General features: G+C 59.3%; 15 protein-coding genes and 2 pseudogenes. 16 read left to right on the forward strand and 1 reads right to left on the reverse strand.

The genetic code is table 11. The features are described 5' to 3' along the window. Nucleotides 1–295: 295 nt before the first annotated feature. From F8G81_RS23560 to F8G81_RS09465, 10 genes and pseudogenes are all read left to right on the forward strand, one after another. Nucleotides 296–403 (forward strand): annotated as a pseudogene (locus F8G81_RS23560) (helix-turn-helix domain-containing protein); the annotation flags it as partial. A 42-nt stretch (nucleotides 404–445) separates the two neighbouring features. Continuing rightward, nucleotides 446–1,159 carry a LysR substrate-binding domain-containing protein gene (locus F8G81_RS09425; protein ID WP_267278713.1) on the forward strand — a complete coding sequence of 238 codons (714 nt, stop codon included), beginning with the start codon at nucleotides 446–448 and terminating at the stop codon, nucleotides 1,157–1,159. 216 nt (nucleotides 1,160–1,375) lie between these two features. Then, complete coding sequence (locus F8G81_RS09430; RefSeq protein ID WP_267278714.1) at nucleotides 1,376–2,959, forward strand: MFS transporter; 1,584 nt, start codon at nucleotides 1,376–1,378, stop codon at nucleotides 2,957–2,959. Between the two features lie 60 nt (nucleotides 2,960–3,019). Beyond that, entirely contained in the window at nucleotides 3,020–3,571 is a 552-nt protein-coding gene (locus tag F8G81_RS09435; RefSeq protein WP_267278715.1) for an OsmC family protein, read from the forward strand. 11 nt (nucleotides 3,572–3,582) lie between these two features. Continuing rightward, nucleotides 3,583–5,157 (forward strand): AMP-binding protein, encoded by a 1,575-nt coding sequence (locus F8G81_RS09440; protein WP_267278716.1) that lies wholly within the window; start codon nucleotides 3,583–3,585, stop codon nucleotides 5,155–5,157. Nucleotides 5,158–5,160: 3 nt separating this feature from the next. Beyond that, nucleotides 5,161–5,982 carry an enoyl-CoA hydratase/isomerase family protein gene (locus tag F8G81_RS09445; protein ID WP_267278717.1) on the forward strand — a complete coding sequence of 274 codons (822 nt, stop codon included), beginning with the start codon at nucleotides 5,161–5,163 and terminating at the stop codon, nucleotides 5,980–5,982. 33 nt (nucleotides 5,983–6,015) lie between these two features. Beyond that, nucleotides 6,016–6,792, forward strand: coding sequence for an enoyl-CoA hydratase-related protein (locus tag F8G81_RS09450; RefSeq protein WP_267278718.1), 777 nt, complete (start codon nucleotides 6,016–6,018; stop codon nucleotides 6,790–6,792). A gap of 190 nt (nucleotides 6,793–6,982) precedes the next feature. After that, nucleotides 6,983–7,603 carry an adenylate kinase gene (locus tag F8G81_RS09455; protein ID WP_267278719.1) on the forward strand — a complete coding sequence of 207 codons (621 nt, stop codon included), beginning with the start codon at nucleotides 6,983–6,985 and terminating at the stop codon, nucleotides 7,601–7,603. Between the two features lie 1,475 nt (nucleotides 7,604–9,078). Then, nucleotides 9,079–10,851, forward strand: a complete 1,773-nt coding sequence (locus tag F8G81_RS09460) for a hypothetical protein (protein ID WP_267278720.1) — start codon at nucleotides 9,079–9,081, stop codon at nucleotides 10,849–10,851. Beyond that, nucleotides 10,848–11,954, forward strand: a complete 1,107-nt coding sequence (locus F8G81_RS09465; protein WP_267278721.1) for a hypothetical protein — start codon at nucleotides 10,848–10,850, stop codon at nucleotides 11,952–11,954. Before F8G81_RS09460 ends, F8G81_RS09465 begins: the two co-directional genes overlap by 4 nt. Nucleotides 11,955–12,037: 83 nt before the next feature. Here F8G81_RS09465 and F8G81_RS09470 read toward each other — a convergent pair. Further along, nucleotides 12,038–12,436 (reverse strand): annotated as a pseudogene (locus F8G81_RS09470) (recombinase family protein); the annotation flags it as partial. A 681-nt stretch (nucleotides 12,437–13,117) separates the two neighbouring features. Between F8G81_RS09470 and F8G81_RS09475 the strand changes: the two are divergent. From F8G81_RS09475 to F8G81_RS09500, 6 genes are all read left to right on the forward strand, one after another. Further along, entirely contained in the window at nucleotides 13,118–13,405 is a 288-nt protein-coding gene (locus F8G81_RS09475; protein WP_267278722.1) for a hypothetical protein, read from the forward strand. Between the two features lie 12 nt (nucleotides 13,406–13,417). Beyond that, entirely contained in the window at nucleotides 13,418–14,833 is a 1,416-nt protein-coding gene (locus F8G81_RS09480) for a type IV secretion system protein (RefSeq protein WP_267278723.1), read from the forward strand. 58 nt (nucleotides 14,834–14,891) lie between these two features. Beyond that, on the forward strand, nucleotides 14,892–16,337 hold the full coding sequence (locus F8G81_RS09485) for an SCO6880 family protein (protein WP_267278724.1): 1,446 nt from the start codon (nucleotides 14,892–14,894) through the stop codon (nucleotides 16,335–16,337). A gap of 239 nt (nucleotides 16,338–16,576) precedes the next feature. Continuing rightward, complete coding sequence (locus F8G81_RS09490) at nucleotides 16,577–17,791, forward strand: ATP-binding protein (RefSeq protein WP_267278725.1); 1,215 nt, start codon at nucleotides 16,577–16,579, stop codon at nucleotides 17,789–17,791. Between the two features lie 60 nt (nucleotides 17,792–17,851). Further along, a complete protein-coding gene (locus F8G81_RS09495) occupies nucleotides 17,852–19,609 on the forward strand; it encodes a type IV secretory system conjugative DNA transfer family protein (protein WP_267278726.1) in 1,758 nt (585 codons plus the stop codon). Continuing rightward, nucleotides 19,593–20,105, forward strand: a complete 513-nt coding sequence (locus F8G81_RS09500; protein ID WP_267278727.1) for a hypothetical protein — start codon at nucleotides 19,593–19,595, stop codon at nucleotides 20,103–20,105. Before F8G81_RS09495 ends, F8G81_RS09500 begins: the two co-directional genes overlap by 17 nt. The last annotated feature ends 47 nt before the right edge of the window (nucleotides 20,106–20,152 follow it).

The raw sequence follows: 20,152 nt of genomic DNA on the forward strand, positions 1-20,152 counted from the left end.
CCGGATTGGTCGGGCCCTAGTCGGTCTTGGTTCAAGCCTCTGAGGGCACCTACGGAGAGTCGCTGCATACTAGGGTCACCACGACTCTCAAAACGTGATGCTTGCTACAGCGAGTCTGATCTGAACGCATTCCGATTACAATGGCCAAGTTGCCACACTGCAGTGCAATTATGCACACTTAGGAAACCATGCTGGATCGCCATGTCTCCCACCTTGGCCTTAATGAAGAGACTATGGTCAACGCAAAACTGACTCCATATGAAGGTGGGGCTAACACGTGATTTCCGCCGATGACATGAGCTACTTTCTCCAGGTCGCCCGTCACCAACGGTTGACCCTCGCTGGTCATGCCCTGGGGGTGAATCACACGACTGTCGGCCGACGCATAGCAAAGCTGGAGTCTGATCTCGGTGTACGGCTTTTTAGTCGCCGAAGCAGCGGATGGGTGTTGACGGAGGCTGGCGATCGGCTCCTCGTCCACGCCGAAACGATCGAGGATGCCCTCAACGCGGCATGCAATGTTTCCGAGCAGCAGCACGCCCTCAGCGGTTCCGTTCGCATCGTCACACCAGACGGCTTTGGCGCGTTCCTGCTGGCACCGGGGCTCGGTCCCCTCCGCAGCAAGCACCCGGATCTGACGTTGGAAATCATGACCTCAAGCCAAAAGTCATCCTTTACGACCCGGGAATTCGACATTGCCGTAGTCCTGCTGGAACCTTCGCCACGCGCTGTCTGGAGCCGGCCGCTTCTCGGCTACACGTTGGGTCTATATGCTTCTCGCGAATACCTTGCCCGTTACCCGGAGATCAAGACGGTTGAGGACCTGCACGCCCATACACTCATCTTCTACGTCGACGAGACATTGGACATTGACCCCCTGAGAATCATGAGTGAAATCCTTCCAGGCTATTCGGCAAAGATTCAGATTAACAACATCACAGGACACTGGAAGGCAACCGCCGCCGGCCTGGGCATCGCCCCCCTGCCCAGCTACATAGGCGATGCCGATGAGAACCTCGTTCGGGTCCTGCCGGGCGAAGTCGAAGTACGCCGAACGTACTGGATTGTCGTACCGCGGGGACTTCTCAGGCTGCCAAGAGTACGGGCGGCAGCAGAGTTGATCCAGGCCATAGCCCTGGAACATTCAACGGATGACTAACGGCCCGGAGGCCAGCCCGATGACGCCCCACAAGGCAGTGCCGCAAGCATTCCGCTGACCGAGGTCATGGTAACGACGGGATTCCTGGGCGGCGCGTTGTGACCATGGAGATGGCGGCATCGGCGGACCGGAAACGCGAAACGCACCCGTCAAAAAAGTCTTTCTGTGATCCCAACGCATCCACGACCACTGCAAGACGACGGTCACTGAGTGTGCATGAATGCACAGCAAAGTGCTCATTTGGTTCTTGTCTTGAGTCGCAAAAGGCAAGAGACTCAACTCACAATGACTCTTGCGCTCCACCCGCCGCTGTTGTCCGAACTCCGACAACACGGTCAAATGCCCGAAGGAACAAAGCCGTTCTTCTCGGCGACATCACTCCCTGAATGCCCGTCTGCGTTTCCTCGCAGAGCATTCTCATTGAAAGTAGGGGTAATGCCTGAAAGTTACACCCCCGTAGCCGGGGATAAAAGTAAGAAAACTGCCCGCAAGTCTGCCATCGGCAGTCTCATCGGTACGTCCATTGAATGGTACGACTACTTTTTGTACGGAACAGCGGCGGCGGTAGTCTTCGGCCCGCTGTTCTTCCCAGGAGCAGATCCTCTGGTCGGACTCATGGCCTCATTCGGTGCCCTCGCCGTCGGCTTCCTTGCCCGTCCCGTGGGCGGCATCGTTGCAGGCCATGTCGGGGACCGTATTGGCAGAAAAGCTATGCTCGTTGCTTCGCTGCTCATCATGGGTGTCAGCACAACCCTCATCGGGTTGCTCCCCACCTACGCCCAACTCGGATTCTGGGCCCCAGCACTCCTCCTCCTCCTCCGGCTGGTCCAAGGGTTCGGAGCAGGGGCAGAATGGGGCGGCGCTGCCCTGATGTCTGTAGAACACGCTACTGCCAAAAAACGTGGGTTCTACGGCAGTTTTACCCAGATCGGCGTCCCTATTGGCATGCTCCTAGCAACCGGTTCATTCGCGTTGGCGCGCACAGTGTTCAACAACGAAACATTCTTGGCCTGGGGCTGGCGTGTGCCCTTCCTTGCCAGCGCCTTTTTGATTGGCGTCGGCCTGGTTATCCGGCTGAAGCTCGAGGATCCTCCGAAGTTCAAGGAGATGAAAGAGCAAAACACGCTGTCCAGTCGGCCCATTGTCGACATGTATCGCAACGAAAAGCGGAACATGTGGCTGGCCACGGGTATGCGAATCTCGCAGAACGCCGTCTATTACCTCTACACCGTTTTCGCCGTTGCCTACATCGGCCGATCCCTGGGATCGGACAACAACACATCGCTGGTCGCAGTGATGATTGCCTCCGCGCTGGGCATCATTTCCACCCCGATCTGGGGCGCCTTGTCGGATCGTTTCGGGCGGCGACGTCTCTACATATTCGGCTCCGTGGGGAGCGGACTGTTCGTCATGCCGTTCTTCATGCTGGCAGACACCGGTAATCCAGTCCTGATCGTTGTCGCTATGGTGCTGGGAATCAACTTTTTCCATGACGCAATGTACGGGCCCCAGGCAGCCTTTTTTTCCGAGCTGTTTTCGACAGGGGTCCGGTATAGCGGTGCATCCATCAGCTACTCGCTCGGATCTGTGTTCGGCGGCGGGTTCTCCCCGCTCATCGCAACCGCCCTACTGGCACTGGGCGGCGGGAATCCCTGGCTGATTGTCGCGTACTTCCTCTTCCTTAGTTGCATCACCGTCGTCTGCGCCTATCTGGCCCCGGAAACAAACCTCCGAGACATCGACGATGACACGGAACTCGGAAGAACGGTGCCGGAAGCATCGCACCAGCCAACACACTGACGGTGCACCCGCCCAAATACCCAGGAATGACCACAAATCACACTCAACGAGGAGATACACATGATCAACGGCGTAGACCAAGATGCCCTGTTCGCCACCATCGACGCGGTGAAGAACCGGCCGGAACTCGCACAGGTTTCATTCAACCTCACTTCTGAATGGCTCCAGGGTTGCCGCCAGCGCGCCACCACTGGTGACATCATCCAGAACGGAAATGTCGTCGAATCCCGCGAGGCGACTTACGTTCTCGAATCTGATGAGCCAGTGGCCCTGCTCGGCACGGACATGGCTGCAAGCCCGGCGGAATTCATCCTCCACGCGCTGGCCGGCTGCTACGCGGTGACGTACGCCGCGAACGCAACCGTCAACAACATCGAGCTCAGTTCACTCCGCCTTGAAATGACTACGGACATTGATCTCCAGGGTTTCCTCAACTTGAACGCCGACGTCCGTCCAGGCCTTCAGCAGATCCGCATCCAGGTCCATGCGTCTTCTCCCAATGCTTCACAGGAACGTCTGGAAGAGCTTACGAAGATTGTGGAGGAACGTTCCCCCATCCGGGATACGCTGGCGGGTCCTGTCGAGGTCCAGACGACGCTGGTAAAGCACTGACCATGTTCCCTTTGACGCTTCATCACCTGCTGTGGAGGATGCTGACCGTCCACCCGACGTCAGAGGTCGTCACAGTCACGGGACCGGTAAATGACCTTCGATCAACCAGATGCACTTATGAACAGCTGGCATGGCGTATAGAAGCTCTGACGCACGGACTCAGGGACGAGATCGAACTTGGCCCCGGCGACACGGTAACCGTACTTGGCTGGAACGACCAGCAGCACCTGGAACTGCTTCTGGCCGTTCCACTGACCGGCGCAAAGGTCAGCAGCATCAACCTCCGCCTCGGAGGGGAGACACTGTCCCATCTTGCCCGCAATCCCCGGCCGAAGGCGGTTGTCGTAAGCAGCGACCTCTTTGAGCATCCTGCCGTTGGACCAGCCATAGATGCACTGGTTGAAGAAATGCGCAGCACCGGTGTCATCATTGTTGCCATCACGCCTCCAGGCGGAAGGCCATCTGCTCCTGAAACGATCTCGTACGAGTCGCTGATCCACGCCAATCTTGGTCGCCGTTGGGAAGAAGTCCTGGAGGATGAGAATGCTCCTGCGTTCATCTTCCACACCAGTGGAACGACGGGTCTGCCCAAGAGCTACGAGGTCACGCACAGGGCCGCTGTTCTGCATTGCCTCAGCCAGGCGACAGTAGAAGCAACCGGACTGTCCAGCAAGGACCGGGTCCTCCCCCTTGCGCCCTTCTTCCATGTAAACGGCTGGGGGCTGCCCCTGACTGCTGCACTCACGGGCGCATCCCTGGTTTTGTCCGGCGGAGATCTGACTCCGGCCCGGATAGCGAACGTCATGCAAAAGGAGAACGTCACCGTAGCAGCTGCTGTGCCAACCGTCTGGTTCGATGTTTGCGCGGCCATTGAGCGCGGCGAGGCAGTTCGACCCATGGCCCTGCGGGAAGTTCTTACGGGCGGCAGCCCGCTCCCGGAGTCTGTTTGGAAGAGCATCCGGTCAACCCTGGGCGCTGGTGTCGCCACCGCTTGGGGAATGACAGAAACCATGGCGTGCAGCACATATGAACGGGAGCGCCCACACGAACGCGCCGGCAAACCGATTCCGCTGGTCGAACTCGGCCTTCACAAGACAGTGCCATCGACCGCCGGACTGGATACCCCGCAGGGTCGGCTGCGGGTTAGGGGGCCCTTCGTCATCGGCAACACAGCGGAACCCGGCGCCTGGTTCATGACAGGGGACATAGCGACCATCGACGCAGATGGTTCACTGACACTTCGGGACCGAGAGAACGACCTCATCAAATCCGGGGGCGAGTGGATCGCACCTGCGGAAATGGAACAAGGTCTCTGCACACATCCCAATGTGGTCGCGGCGGCAGTGATCCCTGTAAGCCACCCGAAATGGATCGAACGACCCAGAGCCTTCGTCGTCCTCAACAGAGAACCGGATGTCGGGGAATTGATTGAGGAAGCCCTCACCGCGCACCTGGCCCAGGCCTTCCCACGCTGGTGGCTTCCGGACCAAATCGTCATTGTTGACGAACTCCCCACCACTGCGGTCGGCAAAATCGACAAGCGCTCCCTCCGGAAAATTGCAGAATCCCAGAAAGAAAAGGTGTAGGTAATGGAAATCAACGAATTCATCACCCGAAAAGACGTGGATGGCATCGCATGGATCACCATGGAGAGGCCGAAGAAGTTGAACGCTCTCTCCACGGGCCTCATGGGGGAGCTGTCCGCAGTTCTTACCGAAGTAGAGAACGATTCGTCGGTAAAAGTCGTCGTTCTCGCCGGAACTGACAAGTCCTTCAGCGTGGGCTACGACATCGCCGAAGAGGTGGAACTGGGGGTTTCGACAGCCGAACAGTGGCACGCGGGCCTGACAAACAATGTGGGCCTTACCATGCAGATATGGGCCCTTTCCAAGCCTGTCATCGGTGCAGTCTCCGGCTGGGCTTTGGCGGGCGGCTGTGAACTGGCCATGGCCTGCGACATGCTGATCGCCACCGAGGACGCCCAGTTCGGCGAGCCCGAAATCCGATTCGGATCCGGCCCCGTTACCCTGCTCATGCCCTTTGTTCTTGGCCAGAAGAAGACCAATGAACTCCTCTTTACCGGCGATGTTATCGACGCTGAAACAGCGCTGGCCCTTGGCTTGGTCAACAAAGTCGTGCCGGCAGATCAGCTAACCCAGGTCGTGGAACAGCTGGCACGTAAGGTGGCGCTGACTCCTCTGCCGGTGCTGCGCTTTACGAAGTTGGCGCTCAACCGTGCCTACGAAGCAATGGGGCTACGGGAAGCAGTCAAGTCGAATCTCGACATCGCCGCGGTTCTGAATTCTGTGCACAGCATCGAGCGCCAGGAGTTCACTGAACTGGTCGCATCCAAGGGACTGGGTGCTGCCTTGGCTTGGCGCGACGAACGCTACGGGTCCCTCGAAGGCTAATGACGTCCGCTCAGACACCACGGGAGAAGCAAAATGAATTACGAGACCATAATCACCCGGATCGACGACAACAATATCGGCTACATTAGGCTCAATCGGCCTGAGGCGCTCAACGCCCTGAATCGCACGGTGATGAACGAGGTCTGCGACGCAGCCCGAGTGATGGACGACGACGACGACGTGTCAATAATTCTCATCCTCGGTTCGGAGAAGGCATTCGCTGCCGGCGCTGACATCAAGGAGATGGCAACTCTGTCATTTGCGGATGCATACACCATTAACCTCTTTTCCGGATGGGACGCCCTTGCGAACATCCGCAAGCCTCTGGTTGCAGCTGTATCCGGCTATGCCCTGGGCGGTGGCTGCGAACTGGCCATGATGTGTGACCTGATCCTTGCCAGTGAGACGGCGAAATTCGGCCAACCGGAGATTAATCTCGGAATCATGCCCGGCATGGGTGGAACGCAGCGCATGACCCGCGCCGTCGGCAAAGCCAAGGCCATGGACCTGATGCTCACGGGACGCATGATCTCCGCGACTGAAGCCGAGTCATACGGCCTTGTCGCACGCGTGTTTTCTGCAGACACATTTGAGAGCGAAGTCGAGAAGTTCGCCCTGGAAGTGGCAGGAAAGTCGCAGATCGCCACTCGTATGGTCAAAGAATCCATAAACGTCGCCTTCCAGAGCCCGCTCTCGGAAGGGCTGAGATTTGAACTCCGCTCCTCGCAGTCCGTGTTCTCCACCGACGATCAAAAAGAAGGCATGGCAGCCTTCATCGAGAAGCGGAAGGCGAAGTTTTCGAACCGCTAGATCAAGCAGCAGAGACCTAGGACTCTCCGGGGACGAAAGCGGTCGGCCGGCGGAACTATCCGGATATCCGCCGGCCGCCGCCCATCTAGTCCCTGCCAGAGGAGATTCGATACAGAGACACTGCTCATTTGCGTTGCCCAGTCGACACAGACCAAAGCTTCCTAGCCAGCCCTTACGAAGGAATTCTTGCATGACGAGACTATTGATTATCGGTCCTCCTGGATCCGGGAAAGGGACCCAGGCACAGAGGCTATCAGCGCATCTAGAGATTGTGCCCGTCTCGACCGGCGACATCTTCCGGATGAACGTTTTGGAGCAGACCGTATTGGGGACCGAAGCCCAGAGACACATGGACAACGGGGATCTCGTACCAGACCACCTGACTAACGACATGGTCCGGCAACGCCTGGCAATGTCCGATGTAAGGGACGGGTTCCTGCTTGATGGCTACCCCCGGACGCTTGCGCAGGTCGCAGCCTTGGACGGCATGCTTGACTCCAGCAGCCAGCGACTTGACGGAGTCCTTGAGTTAGCTGTTAGCGACGAACAGGTAGTCCAGCGACTCCTCGCCCGCGCCGATAACCGCAGCGATGACAACGAAGACGTGATCCGCCATCGGCTGGATCTGTATCATGAGCAAACAAACGCCGTCCTCTCGGAGTACGCAGAACGCGGCCTGCTGACGAGGGTAGACGGACTCGGCTCCGTCAACGACATCACCGACCGAACCTTGACCGCATTAGCCATGACAACATTGCCTCGACACGTTGAACCTGCCCGTGGGCGACGGTCCCGGCTCCTACGGTATTGAGGCGCCATTGAAAGGAACCTGTGACGGCCCCACACAACGTCCGCGTCTATACGAGCGACAAGAACCTGGCCCGCTAAGACCCACTCGGATTAAGATTGCGAGGTTTGCCGCAGTTCCAGAACGCATGACCGAAGAGGTCACGGACATGTGGATCCCCGGCTGGGCGGCACCCGCCATGTACAGCAAGCGGCACTCCCTCGTCCCCCAGTAAGTGCCAACAGCGGCCCTGACGGGGCATTTGACGCGGCCTGAAGCCGCCGCTGGTCGGCGGCGAGGCATCACCCGGATCATCATCTGTCGCAACAGTTCTTGGTGCCTCGTCGCTCCCCATCACAGGTAGCGCTATTTCGTCAACGAAAATCGCACGTTTGGTGAGTTTGTCAGATTGGCCTCCATGGCGAGACTCTCCGCTCCGACACGGTCGAGGCCGTGATACCTGACAATTCAATTCTGTGGATATCGATGAAGGGCGCACACACAGGCCGCATCCATCGGAATAGCAGGAGTCAATGGAATTCCACGAGCAACCAGACTGGCAACGGCCGAAGGTCCTGCCACTCGGGAAATGGTCGAACGGGCTAGGAATAGTTCGGCACGCTGTAGGCCGTGGAGGACTGGGCATACGACCAGTTCCAAGCCATGCCTGACGACTGGCGATTCTGAGAGCGGTCAGTTTGTCGTCCGGACATTTGCGACTCGTCCTAATGTCCCGACAGGCGGCGCAGGGCCAGCCTTCCCATTCCTTTTCTTTGAAAGGGATGGGAGGAGCTACGATTTAGCAGCCAAACGAAGTAAGCAGTCACAGGCTAGGCAGTTCTGACATGCGAGGTCTGGGGAGAAAACGTGATACCGGCCGGAAATGAGCCCCCTTCATGGTGCCCTCCCCGTCGAATATGAACGCCGATAACGGATATTCGGTCAACTGACTGTGCTCGGACAAGCTCGCTCGGTGACTCTGATCCGTCCACAGCTGGGATCAATCGGATTATCCACGGCTGGGTATTGAGGGAGCCGTGGGGTAGCTCCCTTAGCAGCAGTAGCGGTGGATAACCCATTGGAATTGTCCCCGTGTGGGGCGGCGGGACGGCTTCTCTGTGGATCGCAGAGGCTGGCCCTCGTTCGGAGACCAGGCGGCATGGCCTCTGTCGGGTTGGGGTGCGCCCTAACCCGACAAGACTCCCGGTTCATCCTGAACCCTTCTTGCAACCTTTTGCCGGGACTGGCCGGCCTTCCAATCTTTTCGCCGACCTGCCAGACGGGGTACTAGCCAACCCAACCTGTCCCTTTGCCAGCTTTGTCGTAGGAGAGCCGCTTACAAGTTGCGACTTAACGCCTTGATCCGGAAGTGGTCACAGCATAGCTCCGCTTTGCGATGCCCCGCTCGACTCGACACGATGTCGCATGCTTCGCAGAACAGCCTTGAGATCCGCGTTGGACTAAACTCCGTCTGAGGCTTAACGGGGAGAATGCGGCACATGAAGTATCGGGTACATGAGATAGCCAGAATGACCGGTCTTGAGTCCGAAGTGATCATTGATCATCTGCGCGACGTGGGGGAGTTCGTTCGGTCATCCGCCAGCGGAGTGGAAGACGTTGTCGCCGTTAAGGTCCTTGAATTCTTTGGCGCCGCCGGCTCGGAGCCCAAGGCCCAAGCTTTACCAGCTCCTAAACCGATATCGTTCACCCCTCCGACGATGTACACATGGGAAGCAAATCCTGTCCCGGAGCCGAGAAAACAGGAAGTGCTGGACCGAATTACCGCGTTGGAAAGGCGCTTTCCCGCTGCAGCCGAGCATCGCCGGATGTTGAAGGGCCTGGGATCTCAGTTTGTCTTCGCCAAAACGTTCAGGGCTTCAGATGGGAAAACACTTGGGTTGGCGCTGGCGCGCTTCAGCGGAGCGATAGAGGCCGCGTTCGGAATCACGCGCGAAGTGATGTTCTTCTACACGCCGTATCGGGATCTGCAAATCCGGTCATTTACTTGGGCAAAAGACGCGCTGGCATCGCTTTCACGGGACGCAACGCCGGACTTGGTTCTCTTCCACTCTCCAGATGAACGTCTGACCATCAAACTTGAAGATTGGTCGAGGCTTGCCTTCACAGCGATTCCCTTAGCGTCGGGGCTCGACCCCGATCCTATCTCGCTGGTGCGACTGATTCGGGATCACGTATACGCTCGGGATCTGTTCTACGAAACGACGCCCGTGCGGGGAGAAAGATTCTTTGGGCGAAAGACACTGCTGCAAGAACTCAGGGACGATGTCACGAATCAGAGGGTATCCGGTCTCTTTGGTCTGCGCAAAAGTGGCAAAACGAGCATCCTTTTGCAGCTTTCAGAGCTCATCGACTCGAATTCTTCTATTCCGGTCTTCGTTGACCTCGAGGTGTTGCCCTCGCCTCCCAGTGATCCTACTCTGCCCTTGATCGTGGAGATCGCTGCGCGTCTACGTGCCGAACTGGAAAAACGCGGAATCCCCACTCATGAGCTCGCACCGCTTGAAGCCGATCCCGGGATACCGGCTCTGAAGAGTGCGTTGCAGAAACTTCTTACGCGTCTCGACGACGCCGGTATCAAGGTAACTCTCATGCTTGACGAGATCGAGTTTCTGACGCCTGGCGACCAAATTGACACCGCCGAAGGAGAATTCTCCGGAGTCGCTCAAGTCCTCGGAATATTGAGAAGCATGGTCCAAAGTACCGAAAATTTCACATTCCTTTTATCTGGGTTGACCAATGAGATATTAGAGAACGGGAGGTTGTATGGGCGTCCAAACCCGCTGTTTTCTTGGGCAAAGGCTCGCTACATCGGACCGTTCGCCCACTCCGAAGCCAGCGAGCTCGCCACAGCGGTGGGCTCCCGGATGGGTATTGAAATCGAAGCCGGGGCACTCGATGCGCTCTACGATGCCTCCGGAGGACATGCCTACCTGTATCGCAACCTTGCATCCGCTGTAGTCGGCGATCTACCTGTAGCTACATACAGGCGCATAATGCGGACTTCAGATGTGCTGCATCGTCTTATTCCCTGGAAACGATCTATCGCCGGAAACCTTGACGAGATTTTGGGCCACCTAGAGCGCTACTACCCGACTGAAGCGATTCTTCTCGAAATCTTGGCTGAGTCTCCAACCGAATTTCAGTCGCTGGCATCAACTGAAGACAAAGCAGTGCACCACCTCATCAGCCTTGGTCTAATTCATGAGTCCAGTGGACAGTTCACCTCCAGCACTCTGTTGGAGCTGCGGTGACAGATAGGGGAGAGTGGGTCCTCAACCTTGAGCGGAAGGCCCGTAGGTATTCAATCGTCTTTGTACAGCTTGGAAGCGCTTTTGCACCCCTGCGCGGTGACTTGGCGGACATCAAAGGCCGACAAATGCCCCTAGCCGAGTACTTGGGGCAGGTGGCTCCGAATGAACCAACTCTCCACATTCTCGAGGACTTCGAGCGCGTAGCAAAGACTAAGGATGCAACCATCGGGCGTCTTCGGGAACGCGTTCATTCGGACGTTGAGGCAGGGCATATCTTCATTCTTGTGTCGAGGATTTCACGCAATGCGTACGAAGCCGCTCCAGGCAGTGATCTCCTAGCCGATGCCCGACAGGTTTATGCCCCTCTCGACCCTCCTGTGGCCGGAGACCATCTCGCAGTGTTGCCCGCACACCGCGGGGGCGAGCGGGATGGGACGACGTTGCTGACGTCATGTCTCGAAGAACTCGGATCTGAAACTGTACATGCACTCAGCCAGGCACTCTGGGAGCACGGCCTCAGTCCGAACGAAAGCATCACAGAACTACGAAAGACTGACCTGGAGGCCCTCAGGGGTGCCGGTCTAGTGACAGTTGATGAGTCTTCGGTTACCTGGACGATTGCCGGTGCGTGGAAGAAATTTAGGAATGCTGTCGCCCTGGCCTCATCACGATATACCGTGGCGACGACATGGTTGGCTGGCAGTTTTACCGATCTCTGGGTCATCGAGAGAGCCATCAGAAACGCTGTTAGAGATGCATTGATAATCAAGCAAGGGGACGGGTGGCGCGAAAGTTGCTTGTCCTCTGCGATGCAGCCCGAGATCCTCGAACGAGCACGGAAGGACGCCCAACCATCTGCAGAATCGGTGAAAGACCTACGCGATCCACTCGAATGGTTAACAACAGTTGAGTTGCTCGAACTCCGTGAAGCTCGCGAACTCGGCAACCTTGGACTTGAAACCTATCTGTGGACAAAGTTCCGTCACGCTGTGGTTCCAATTCGAAACAGGGCCGCCCATATGCGGCTTATCAGTGCCCAAGACGCGCGGACGCTACAGAGCTGGCGCACAATTGTGCTGAAAAACCTTAGTGCCGACCACTGATGATCCCCGGCCTACTGAGAGCCAGTAAGGCTGCTGCTTTGCCAGCAGAGGAGGAGCATTCACTCCAGCTTGGCATGGCGCAGGGCCAGAGGGATGCCTTCCCTTTGGCGTTCCCTGATGAGCGAACGTTCGAATTCAGCGAAGGCACCCATAAGGGAAAGCATGAGGTTGGCCATGGGGGAGTCCTCCCCTGTGAAGACTAGGCTCTCCTTGACGAATTCCACCCGCACGCCTTTCCTTGTCAGGGTCTGAACCAAAGCGCCCAGGTCATCGAGGTTGCGGGTGAGCCGGTCCATGCTGTGCACCACAACGCTGTCCGCGTCACGGGCGAACCGCAGCAGTTCCGTGAGCTGCGGCCCGGCCGTATCCCTGCCGGAGGCATTCTCCGTGAAGACACTGTCGAGAACCTGGCCTTCAAGCTGGCGTTTCTCGTTCTGGTCCAGCGTGGTCACCCGCACGTACCCGATCCTCTGCCCAACCACCGGCGCCTCCAACCGTCGAGCTGTCAAACTGAGTTTTAGGCTCTTATCGGACAACAGTCAACCTTCAATGACTTTTGTGCGCGTGCCGGACAGGGTCCGGCCGCAGTAACCGAATCCCAGACTTCGTTAGTGACAGACTCCAGCGAGATGAAACGGAGTCCTCCGGTCCCTTTGCCGGGTCGGGAAACTGAGCAGAACGGTAGTACAACAGCGTTAGCATTACCTGCCCCGTCCTGATGGGGGAGCGGTGTAGGGCATTGGCAGGGAAGTCCGTCGTTGGTGCGGCTAACGGGCTATGTGGACCCTTGCCGCCCACAGACTCTTGGTGAGTTCGTTCGAGCGGTTGGCCCGTTGTGCGGTTTCCGCTGCCTGGAGTGCTTGGACGTCGCGTTTGGTCTGGAGATATTCGTGAGTAATCACTGCTCGCTTCGCCCACATAGCGCTCCAGACGGGTAGCCACTCGTGCCGGTACGACCACGATCGGTGCGTAGACGCCGTGGGTGTACACAGTGGGCGGGCGCGGTATATGAGCCATCAGCAGACAGGCCTTGGTCGATCATCCGACTGTTCCTTTTCCCCGTCGCTTTGCGGCGAGCCGTCATGTCGCTACGCCCCGCCTGCTCCATGAAGTCGTGAGCTCAAACTGCTCATTCCACTGGAAAACGACGGACGGAGCACCAGATGTTTCTGGCAGCGGTGGATCCTGGTATCACCCCAAATGCGAACTTTCCCTTTCTTGAATCCCTCAAACAGATCGGCGGAGGGATCCTCGTCGGCGCTTTCATTGTCATCGCCATCGTGGCGATCATCGGGGCCGCGATGCTCTTGGCCGGCAAGCTGAGCCAATCGTCGCGCCTCGCCTCAGGCGGTGGCTCCATCCTGCTGTGGACAGGCCCAGTGGCCGCGATCCTTGGCGGCATCAACGGCTACATCCTCTGGTCCCAAAGCGCATTCCCGCTCGGGTTCTAGGTCCCATCGATTATGCCAGTTCAATGCGACCTCAATGGCTGGTGGCCGCCCGGATGCGGACTCGTCTCGCAGGCCAACGATGGTGTTCAGGGCGCTATCACCTCCCTCTTCGCGAACATTCTTCAAAATACTGCGTCGTGGATGTGGGCCTTCATCACAGGCGCTTTTAGTGCATCGGAGATCGACGATTCGCAGTGGACCTCCATCCGAGGCCTGACAAACTGGTGGGTCATTGTGATGATGACGCCCTTGGTCGTCGTGATGATCCTCCAACTACTTTCGGGTCTGATTAGCCAACAACCGAGGCGCCTGGTCAGGGCGCTGGTTGGCGGCGCAGCTGCGATACCCATGGTGGCCGGGGCAGTTTACGTGGTTCGTCAGCTCACACGGGTCAGCGACTCGGCGTCGACTGCACTTCTGGACTCGATGGGAACGGATCCCTATGTGGTCTTCATGCGGCTCTTTGGCTTCGAGCGTGCACCAGCCGGCTCCGACAGGGAGTGGAATGTCATCTCGCTGGCTCCAGGTACAGCGGGGGGCGCCGCTGGAGGGGTGATTGTCACTGCGATGGCCGTCATCGTTGTATGGATTTTGGCATTTATTCTCATGTGCTCGATGATCTTCCGATCGTTCGCACTCATTGTGCTTGCCGCCGTCGCGCCAGTCGCTTTAATGCTTATGCCGTGGGAGAAGACGAAGACGTGGGCCAGGCGCTGGTGTGAGATTGTCGTTGCCCTGTTGCTCGCGAAACCACTCGCGGCGACAGTGCTGGCAGTGGCAATCAAGCTCTTTGCGGATTCGACGTCGTTCGCCGGACTCGCCGCCGGCACTGTCGGGATGGTGCTGGCTTGTGGCGCACCGCTGATGGCCTTGAGGCTCGTCAGCTTCGCAGGCGGCGAGTTAGCGGCAGCGGCGCAAACTGCTGGTGGCGGGCACGTCCTATCACGGAGCAGTAGTGTTGCCGCCCGGCAGATAAGCCGCCAGGCAGGCGGCCGGCTTACCCTCGCCTCAATGATTGGGCGCTCGTCGGTGACGCGGCCGATCCAATCCAGCCGTGCACAGTTTCCAACGCGAGCGCTGCCGGCCGGTATGTCATTGCCGGTGTCCTCGAAGGCCCCGACGCCGTCGCTAGGGTCTGGCAGACTCGCTCCCACTTTCGACGACACGGGTCCAAGTTCCGGGATGCTTCCCCAGTCATGGGAGGCCCCTGGTTCCGGGCGTGAAGCCGCTGGAAGCCACGCCCGATCCGCATCAAGATTAGCCACCGCGGTGAGCCCAAGGAACGCGGCCGTTGATACGGAGCGGCCGCTGCCATCTCATGTTCCCGACCGCGGGAATCCGGTGCTGAACATGCCGGCGACGCCACCGCCTCCAGTCCACCCCCAACCAAAAGTCGAACCTCCATCAGGTGGTAAATCCGATGTCTGAAAGTTCACGGACTCTAGAAGCCGTCAAGTTTCCCCGGTACGAGCGTCGTGGTTTGTTCATGGGATTGAAGTGGTACCAATTGTTGCTGCTCGCGGCCGGCGTTTTTACGGGGAGTGTGGCCTCTGCCGTCGGTGGACCAGGCGGCCTGTTCACCTCCGGACCCATGTGGCTGTCGCTAATGCTTCTCGGTCTCCTGCAGTATTCGCGGATCCCCTATCCGGTCTGGGCCACACAGATCATCGTGTTTTTCTACCGCTCTGCAATCAGGCAGACCCGCTTCCTGGCACGGCCTGAAAGCGCGCTTCTTGCTGGGCGGCTAGTGCTTCCTGGCGGTCTGGGCAATCTGGAGTTCCGTCGTGCGGCTAAAGGCGAGTGCTTCATTGTGGATCCCAAGGGCAGGGAAGCGATAGCGGTGCTGCGCTGCACCACAAGGTCCTTCGCCCTCCTCGACCCCGATGACAAGGCGTGGGCCGTACAGGCCTGGTCGCGCGTACAGGCGGGGATGGCCCAGCGGTCAAGCATCGCGAGAATCGCAGTGCAGGACTACACCGTTCCCTACCCTTCAACGGCCCTCCGTGACTTCTATGACCGCAGCGTGCAGCGGAAGTCCGACGCCGTCGGTGGGCTGACATGGGGTGAACAGGCTTACGAGGACCTCATGGCCGCCGCCGGTTCCGCCATGAGTCACGACCTTCTGGTCACGGTCGTGGTGGACACAGCAAAGGCCCGGCGCCGGATCAAGGAGTCGGGTGGCGGCCTGGCCGGTCTCGAGCGCGTGCTCCGACTGGAAGTCGAGGCCATGAGCACCTCCTTGGGAACGCACAACGTGAAGGTCGAGCAGTGGCTATCTGAGGACGGGATCCTTGACGTCGTACACGGGGCATTTGATCCTGCTGCAGTGGCAGCGCCGGTCAGTGACGTGAAGGAAGAAATGCCCGCTGCCATCCCGAATCGCCAATCCGACGTCGATACCCAATCAAGAGCTCTGGCTGCGGGGCCAATGGCGGTCGAGGAGCACTGGACGTATGTGCGCACCGACTCTGGTTTCCATCAGACGTTCTGGATCGCCGAGTGGCCGAGGCAAAAGGTATTCCCCGGATTCCTCCATCCGCTGATCTATGTGGGCGAGTTCCGCCACACCGTGACCCAAGTGATCCGAACCGTTCCCACGGTGGAGGCTCTGAGGGACATTCGTTCCGCCCAGGAGGCGCATGAAACTCGACGACGGATCAACACTCGCTTTGACAGGCCGCTCACCCGCGAGCAAAAAGCCGAGGAGGAAGAGGTGGCCCAAAGGGAGGAGGAGATCGTCGCCGGACATGGTGATGTCCGCCCCGCTGCCTACGTGACTATTTCGGCCGCCACGCTCGACGATCTTGCCCGCCACAGGCAGGAACTGGAATCAGCGGCAGCAGGAGCTTTCGTTGAGCTGCGCCTGCTGGCTGGACAGCAATGGGCGGCCTACGTCGCTGGCGCATTGCCCTTTGGAAGAGGATTGCGATGACTCGAAACAAGGAAACGGTTCGCTACACGCCGTCAGGTAATCGCCAGGAGCGGAAGGAACGACGCCGGCAAGAGAGCCTCGCCAACCGTCTACCGCGGGCGTTAGCTCTGCATCGACTTATCGACCTGGCCGACGAACGGCTGGACGCTCCTCGGCTGGGAAGTGACTGGGGGAGCCGAGAGCCCAATTCGTTGCGCGGTCCGCATCGTTTGCGACCGGCGCCACACCGCGCTTCGACCATGACATTTGCGGCCGCCTATCCGTTCATCACCGAATCAGGCCTGGGTCACGAGGGCACGTACATCGGCACGGACGTCTTTGGCTCCGGGGCATTCTCTTACGATCCGTGGATACTCTATGACAAGGGCGTGATCAGCGGCCCCTCGATTGTCGTGATTGGCACTGTCGGCACGGGTAAGTCCATGTGCGGAAAGTCGCTGGTGGCACGATCCATCACGCTGGGTCGTAAGGCTGCGGTCGCATCTGACCCCAAAGGCGAGTGGGGCGCCGTCGCCAAAGCCGTTGGCGGCAAAGTCATCTCGGTGGGACCAGGACGCTCCGCACGGGTCAACCCCCTCGACGAGGGACCCAGACCTAGCGCTCTTACGGAGACTCAGTGGCAGGCTGTGGTGCGTCAACGACGCCGGCATCTGCTGGTGGCCTTAGTTTCACTGATGCGGCAGGGCACGCCGCTGCGACCAGTCGAGCACACGGCCTTGGACATGGCGCTGATGGAGACTGTCGCCCAGAATTCGAATCCCACCCTGCCCATGGTGCTGGACCACCTCTTGAACCCGTCGAAGGAGACGATAGGGCTCGTCGGCAAAGACGGCGGCCTGGCTGTCAGCCACTCATTACGGCGCACCGTTTCCGGCGACTTGGAGGGCATGTTTGACGCTCCCTCGACCGTAGTCTTCGATGCAGACGCGCCGATGATGGTGATGGATACGTCGGCCCTGATAGGTGCTTCCGAACAGGCGCTATCCCTTGCAGCGGCCTGCGGCGCCACTTGGCTGGAGGCGGCGATCACCAACCCCGACGGCGGTAAGCGGCTCGTCGTCTACGACGAAGGTTGGCGAATGCTGGCCGACCCTTACATGCTGGCCAAAATGAGCGAGCAATGGCGACTCGCACGCACTTACGGAATCGCGAACCTGCTCATCATGCACAAGGTGGCTGACCTCAACGAGATTGGCGACAGCACCAGCGGTCACCGGCAAAAGGCCCTTGGCCTGCTTACCGAGGCGGACACCCGGATCATCTACCGGCAAAAACATGACGCCATGCGCCTGACCAAAGAAGCCCTGGGACTAACCGAGGCTGAATGCGAGCATGTGGAGAACCTTCCCAAGGGCGTTGGACTTTGGAAGGTGGGTAACCGTTCCTTCATCGTCGCGAACCGGGTCACCACTGACGAGCTGGAGGTCTTCGGCACTGACGAACGGATGATTTGAGTGGGATCCATGACACGCGGGGGGAGTAGCAGTCCACTGATCACAGCCGGCCTCGTGACGATGGCCGGATACTTTTGCCTGTGCTTTCTTGTTCAGGCGTCAGCCACCCTCGTGGCGAGTTGGCGCTGCGGCGCAGGGAAGCCCTCGCCCTTCAGTCCGGCAGCCGCCGTCGGGCTTGTTATGGACCGGATTGACTGGGTGTTGCTTCAAGCGCCCAACTGCAGCGTCGGCATCGGCGATGTGTGGTGGGTGGTAGGCCCGGTTCTCGTCCTCCTCGCCGCGCTCGCGGCCGGTTCCATCCTGGGCTGGCGAAGATGGAAGCAATCCGGAGCATGGCTTCGCCAGGACATCTTGAAGCGAGACGGCATCGCAGGACGCGCCGAGATCCTTCACGATTACGGTGCCAGAGCCGTCAGGCGACGCGGAAAGTTCACCCGGCCAGGACTTAGCAAACCCAAAATCGAAGACGTGTCATGGACGCTGGGTCGATCACATGGAGTTACAGTCCACGTTTCTACTGAAGAATCCATGGTGATTCAAGGCGCTCCCCGTTCAGGAAAGGGCCTATATGTGGTCATTAACGCCATACTCGACGCTCCGGGCGCCGTGGTGACGACGTCCACTCGAGCCGACAACCTGGTGGTGACCATGCTGGCGCGGGCCACGGGAGGGAGACCAGTAACAGTGTTCGACCCGCAGGGAATGTCTGGACTGCCTTCCACACTCCGGTGGTCGCCGGTGCGCGGGTGCGAGGATCCCGACATCGCAACCCGCCGGGCGCTGGTTATCACGGCGGACACCGAGATGAAGGGTGAGAACGCGGCGTGGCAAAAGCGCTCGCTGATCGTTCTGCAATGTCTGCTGCACGCTGCTGCCTTGTCCGGGGAGGGCGTACGTGCGTTCCGCCGGTGGTCCTCGAGCCCCGTGTTGGCTCGGGAAGCCCTGGAACTGCTGAGTCGTCCTGGGGCGGCGCTGGGATGGCAGGCCGACCTCATGGGGATCCTTGAGGACGACCCGAGGAACACGTCCAATTCGTGGATCGGTGTATCGGCCGCCGTAGCGCCGCTGTCGTCGCCCAAGGTGCTGGCTGCTTTGGATCCCCATGAAGCGTCCGAGGAGTTTGATCCCAAGGCGTTTATCCGTGACTGCGGCACCCTCTATTTGATCGGCACTCGGGCTGGAGCCGCCGCGGCGGGTCCGTACCTTTCAGCACTAATCGATGACATCGACAATGCCGCCCGTGAGATGGCCTTCGTGTCACCCGGCGGCCGACTTGACCCACCCCTGTCGCTCATCCTCGACGAGATCGCCAATCTGGCCCCATGGCCTGGCTTGCCCGTCGCGCTTTCCGACGGAGGCGGTATAGGAATCTCCACGCTGGTTGTGTTGCAGTCGCTTTCGCAGGCACGTACCGGCTGGTCGATTGAGGAGGCAGCCACCATTTGGGACTCGGCCATCATCAAGGTGATTTTCGGAGGGGGTTCCGACGAACGTGACCTTCGTTCCCTGGCCGGCCTGCTGGGGGAGAGGAGCCTCATCTTGAATACCCGTTCCTGGTCTTCCCAAGGCCGGCAGGACGGCGAGCAGATCCGGGAGAGTCCTGTTATTCGGCTCGATGAGATCCGTCGGCTGCCTGTCGGCACGGCACTCATGCTGGGCAGGCGTACACGGCCGATACTCCTGGACCTCAGGGAGTGGCACAAGCGCAGGGACGCAGCCGAGCTCGGACGATCAAAGATGGAAGTCGAACGAACGTTGGCAGATGGCCACAGGCTGCGCCAGCAGGCCGCTGAGGGGACTGATGATGAGCAGTTATGAGGATGGCGAACGCTTTGAGATCCCATCAGCTGGAGGGGACGACGACGAGCTGACCGCGCAACTGTTCCGCTCGGCTTTCCGTCCTCAGGGCGGAGCTTCTCGCGTGACATACCGATGGCGGGACATGGACGCCCAGCAGTCTGAAAGCGCGTGGCGTGCCTTGGCAGTGTGGGTGAGGTGGTTCGTCGCCACGTACCAGCTCACGACGTCGGTGGTTCCCGATTGCTGGTGGCGTCACCCTGAAATTGTGGCTGAGCTATATGCCCTCCAGAGGGCTGAGCTCGCCTCTTACACAGCAGACGACTCCGGGTTCGGGCCGCTGGCCCTCCACGAGCGGCTGCCGCACGCCGTCGAGCGTCTCAGGACGCACTGCCGGGCGGCTGGTTGCGTTGGCCTTCAGGCGCACAAGGAACCTCCGCGACGGATTCTCTCGACGGATGATCCCGCCTTTCTGGAGTGGCAGGCAGAACCGCACCAGCTGGGGGCTGATTTCTGAAGTCATGCTGTTGGCGCCCCTGAGGACATGAATAGGTATCCGCCGAT

Source organism: Arthrobacter sp. CDRTa11, assembly GCF_026427775.1.
GTDB lineage: Bacteria > Actinomycetota > Actinomycetes > Actinomycetales > Micrococcaceae > Arthrobacter.